Here is a 4,300-nt window from a genome sequence, read left to right as displayed (position 1 = left end):
TGGCCAGGAACTTCTTGAGTTTTCTCTATCTCGTCAGTGCTCTCTTTTGGCTCAAATGAAAGATCAACACAACCTAGAGCTGGCGGATTTCTTCCCTCACCCATAGGAAGAGGGAGGTATTGGCTGCTATCTGGCTGCTATCTGAAATGGCCGACCACTGAAGGCGGGAAGTGGGGGCGGCCCAACCTTGTTTAGAATGGCGATAGCCTGGCCGTTTAGCTTTACCCCTCTGCCATGCTCCAAACCCTGCCCCGCCTGGATGTTGCTGCCCGTTTGCAGCAGTTGCGCCAGCTTCTGCGAGAACAAGATCTGGATGGCTTTTGGGTTCCCTCTGCTGATGAGCACCTCAATGAGTATTTGCCGGAACATCGCAAGCGGCGTCAGTGGATCACAGGCTTTACCGGCTCGGTGGGGGATGCCTTGATCACCCGGGACAGGGCTTGGCTGTGGGTAGATCCCCGCTATCACGAACAGGCGGAGCGGGAGGTGGATCCCAATCTATTGACAGTGATCAAAGGAGGTCTGCCGAATCAGCCCAGCCTGATGGAGATTGTGGAAGAGCTGGGATCCGGCTTTCGCCTGGGGGTGGATCCCTTTACGGTGGCGGTGGCCACCTATCGCCAGTTGCAGGCCCATGCCCAAGCGGGAGGGGTGCTCTTGATCCCGGTCGTGGAAAACTTGGTAGATAAGTTGGCCCAGGGACTTACCGCTCCCTTTGACCGGCCCATTGACTCGGTACCCACCCACCTAAGCGGGGCCACCCCTGCAGAAAAGCTGGCCCAAGTCCGGCAGGAGATGCGCCGCAAGCGGGTGGGACTGTTGCCCCTGACCAAATTGGATCAGGTGGCCTGGCTGTTTAACCTGCGGGGATCCGACATCCCCTACAACCCAGTGTTTTGGGCCTATGCTTTGGTCAGCCTAGATAGAGCGGCTCTATTCACAGATCTGGAGCGGCTCAGTCCCCGATCTCGGCAATTTCTGGCAGAAGCCGGGGTGGAACTCTGGCCCTACGAGACCTACAGCCAACAACTGCCCCAATGGGCCAAGAGCTACGCGCTGGTGGGCTTGGATCCCAAGCAGACCACCCAGGGCACTCAAGAGCTGCTGCAGGATGCGAGCTGCCGCGAGCTGGAGCACCCGGTGGAAGCCCTCAAGGCCGTGAAAAACCCCACCGAGCTGGAACAGATGCGCCTGGCCAACCGCAAGGCCAGCCGGGCCAAGATTCGCACCCTGGCCTGGATCGACCGGCAAATCCAACAGGGGATCCCCGTCACCGAAGCCGACGTGGCCGCGATCATGGAGGCCCACTACCGGGAGGAAGGGGAGTGGGTGGGCCTGAGCTTTAACACCATTGCCGGCGCCGGCGCCAACAGCTCCATCATCCACTACAGCACTCCGGATCCCCAAAAGCTGCTGCAGCCGGGCGAACTGTTTTTGTTGGACTCCGGATCCCACTACTTGGGGGGCACCACCGACGATACCCGCACCGTTTGGATTGGCCCGCAACCCGCGGATCCCTTGTGCAAGCGGCGCTATACCGAGGTGCTCAAGGCCCACATTCAATGCGCCCGCCAGATCTTCCCCCCCGACACCTATGGAGTCTCGTTGGATGGGATCGCCCGCTCTACCCTTTGGCAGGCCGGGCTGGACTATGGCCATGGCACCGGCCACGGTGTCGGCGCCTTTTTGAATGTCCACGAGGGGCCCAACGGGATCCACCGCCGCGCCAACACCCCTCTCAAAGTGGGCATGATCAACAGCATCGAGCCGGGCTACTACCAGCCGGGATGGGGTGGGATCCGCCTGGAGAACCTCTACGAGGTGATTGCCATTCCCGAGCCGGAGGGCTGGATGGGCTTTCGCTCCCTGACTTGGATCCCTTTCGATGGACGCTTGATCGATTGGGAACTGTTAAACGAGGCGCAGCGAGCCTGGCTGGACGAGTATCACCGGCAGGTTTACGTCATGCACCACGCCACCTTGCCAGAACAGGATGCCGCCTGGTTACGACGCGCCTGCGGACTGAGCTGATGTACTCGCGCAAGCGTTGCGCGGCGATTACAAATCCCCTGGCAAAGAACGCAGGAAGGATCCCCGCAGTTGACCACATGCGGCATTGCCATCCAAGCCACGGGTTTGGCGCACAGTGGCCCGCACTTGGTGCTGTTCGAGCTGGCGGACGAACTCTCTGACCCGTGTCGGGTGGGGGCGTTGATAGTCAGCTTCAGAGATGGGGTTGTAAGGGATCAGGTTCACGTGCAGTTGTACCCCTGACCGGCTGGCCTGCTGCAGCAATTGCGCCAGTTGGCGGGCATGAATGGGCAGGTCGTTGACCCCCGATAGCAGGGTATATTCAAAACTGACTCGCCGCCCGGTGCGCAGCATGTAGTCGCGGCAATCCTGGATCAGAGTGTCCAGAGGGTAGTGGGCTGCCGAAGGGATCAACCGTTGCCGCAGGTCTTGATTGGGGGCATGCAAGCTGACGGCCAGGGTAACTTGCAGATCCTGCTGCGCCAGCCAGGCAATTTGCCGGGGTACCCCCACCGTCGAGAGGGTGATATGCCGTTGGCCGATGCCGATATCTTGATTCAGGCTGCGGATGGCTTGTACCACCGTATCGCGGTTGAGCAGGGGTTCCCCCATGCCCATAAAGACCACATGGCTGACGCGACGGCCAAAATCTTCCTGCACCGTCAACACCTGATCCAGAATCTCGTGCAGCTCTAGGTTGCGCCGGTAGCCCATCTTGCCGGTGGCACAGAAATCGCAGGCCATCGGGCAGCCCACCTGAGAAGAGACGCAGACCGTCAGACGCTTGGCCGTTGGGATCCCTACCGTTTCGATCAACTGCCCATCCGCCAACCCCAGCAGAAACTTCACAGTACCATCGCGGGCCTCTGTCCGCTGCACAATGCGCGAGCGTCCCACTGGGTAGCTTTGCACCGCCTCTCGCCAAGCCCTAGGAAACACCGTCACCTGTTCCAGGGAGCGGATCCCTTTTTGGTAGATCCAAGCATGCAGTTGTTGCCCGCGATAGGCCGGCTGTCCTTGGGCAACCGCCCAGTCTTTCAGAGCAGACAAGGATTGCCCCAGCAGCGGAATGGGTAGGGCCGACATCAATACCATCTTAGACGAGATCTCAAGAGGCACAGGAGTCCGGCTCCTCTACTCTAGCCTGTCCCTGCAACCCAATCCCCTTCAAGAACTCCGTCCGAGTGGCGCGAACGGCCTCGTCGCCACAGGGTTGCGGTTCCCCTGCCCATGGCAACAACTCCGCCAGAGACAGGGCGGGTGACGGTAAGCAACAATGCTCTCTTAAATCCCTTAAATTCCCTTAAATCAAGTTGCCCAAGGGCTTTTCCACCCCGCACTCAAGTACAGGGCTACCAAGCTATTCCCTGGTGTAGTTTTGTAGAGTGTGTTATGGAGTGCGCCATCGGGACGGAGTCCCTGACAGTTGGACAAAGTCTGCAGGATCAGGAGCGCTCGATCTGAATCTTCTCGATTTCAATCCATTGAATCCATCTGAACCTATGTCTGTTTCCCCACAACTGGCTCAACTGGCCACCTGGATGGCAGGGCACTTCAACAACCTACAACAGGCGATTGCAGAGCCCGTCTGGTTTGCCAACATTCATGTGTACCAATGCCCCTTGCCTTGGTCGGTGTTGCAGGGGGTGGGGTTTTACGTGGAGCAACTGTACGACATTTATCCTGAGCAGCCTTACCGACAGCGGGTGATCCACCTCTTCGATACTCCAGATGGGATCCGGATTCAAAACTATGCTCTGACAGCTCCTGACTCCTACAGGTGCGCCGGTCGGGAGTTGTTGCTAAGCAACGCTTACGCGAAGGGGAAATTGGCCGGTCTGACAGCAGCGGAGTTGGAACTCTTGCCCGGCTGTGTCACCCAGGTGGAATGGACGGGATCCTGCTATCGGGGCCGCAGCCTGCCCGGCAAAGGCTGTATTGTTGAACGCAAAGGCAGAACCACCTATTTGTACAGCGAGTTTGAGATCGGAGCCGACTACTTTCACAGCTTGGATCAAGGTCGGGATCCGGAGACCGATCAAGTGATCTGGGGATCCCTATCCGGGCCTTTTCGGTTTGTCAAAAAACAGGATTTTTCCCAGTACCTACCCCGGTGGGCTGAAGTGCTGAACCATGAGGCTGCTGGAGCGACTGGTTGAGCAGCTGCGGGCGCTGGGGATCCCGTTCGCGTCGTCAGCTAGAAATCGCAGGAGCCCCGCACTGTACCCGTAGGGTCAGTGTCGGGAGGAATGCGGAAGTTACGATAGAA

The 4,300-nt window shown here is 58.9% G+C and carries 3 protein-coding genes; 2 read left to right on the top strand and 1 reads right to left on the bottom strand.

Translation table 11 applies throughout. From position 1 onward, the window contains the following. Nucleotides 1-234 precede the first annotated feature (234 nt). Nucleotides 235-2,031 (top strand): aminopeptidase P family protein, encoded by a 1,797-nt coding sequence (locus tag NW834_RS13410; protein ID WP_414417146.1) that lies wholly within the window; start codon nucleotides 235-237, stop codon nucleotides 2,029-2,031. A gap of 27 nt (nucleotides 2,032-2,058) precedes the next feature. Here the strand turns inward: NW834_RS13410 and rlmN are convergent, their stop codons facing one another. Next, the gene (rlmN, locus tag NW834_RS13405) at nucleotides 2,059-3,117 is read right to left on the bottom strand and encodes a 23S rRNA (adenine(2503)-C(2))-methyltransferase RlmN (RefSeq protein ID WP_414349738.1); all 1,059 of its coding nucleotides are present in this window, start codon (nucleotides 3,115-3,117) and stop codon (nucleotides 2,059-2,061) included. Between the two features lie 416 nt (nucleotides 3,118-3,533). Here rlmN and NW834_RS13400 point away from each other — a divergent pair, with 416 nt between their 5' ends. Next, on the top strand, nucleotides 3,534-4,190 hold the full coding sequence (locus NW834_RS13400) for a chromophore lyase CpcT/CpeT (protein WP_414344792.1): 657 nt from the start codon (nucleotides 3,534-3,536) through the stop codon (nucleotides 4,188-4,190). Nucleotides 4,191-4,300 lie beyond the last annotated feature (110 nt).

The organism is Synechococcus sp. R60.1 (assembly GCF_047461835.1).
Taxonomy (GTDB): Bacteria; Cyanobacteriota; Cyanobacteriia; order Thermostichales; family Thermostichaceae; genus Thermostichus.
Note: the sequence above shows the minus strand (reverse complement) of the source record. Positions and strands in the feature narration are given on the sequence as shown.